This is a genomic window from Dellaglioa sp. CoH-57-MRSF-22 (genome assembly GCF_056781895.1).
In genome coordinates this window covers 1-525 of sequence record NZ_JBXAXT010000065.1, presented here as the reverse complement: position 1 = coordinate 525, position 525 = coordinate 1, and the positions used below count along the sequence as shown (strand labels likewise).

The following is a 525-nucleotide window of genomic DNA, read 5'->3' as shown; positions in this document are numbered from 1 at the left end:
ATCGAAGACTACATCATCGTCTCGACGTTGGTGTGTCCATCCGATATTCCAAACCGTAACGGCATCGCATTCCCACGCGATGAGCTTGCACGATTCCTGCCGCCGCCAACCAACCGTATGTCCTACAAAGCGTGGAAAGGATGCCCCGTGCATCTTGAACACGATAATGAGGTTCACGAGCGTGCTTACGGCGTTATTCTCGACGCATCGTTCCATAAGGTTGAGGGCTACGGGGACGGAAAACTGTGGAAGGTGATGGGGCTGTTGGCAATCGACAAAAATAAGTATCCGGATGTCGCACAAAAAGTTCTGACACGGGAAATCAACACCTATTCTATGGGTGCTCTCGTTGATTACTTCACGTGTGGGTACTGTGGCGCTCAGTGTACGGCACGCCACACCTGTGGACACATCACGAGCCCGAAGCAGGTTAACTGGAAAAAGTATCGAGATTTCGATGGTTCCACGCATTTGGCATTCCTAAATGCACACGGAATTCAGCCGATCGAGTGTTCTATCGTGAAA

1 protein-coding gene is annotated in these 525 nt (G+C 50.7%); it reads left to right on the top strand.

The window, feature by feature from the left end; all coding sequences use genetic code 11:
* Window positions 1-525: hypothetical protein (locus AC1RPR_RS08170; RefSeq protein ID WP_481763463.1), on the top strand; the 525-nt coding region annotated here is incomplete at both ends.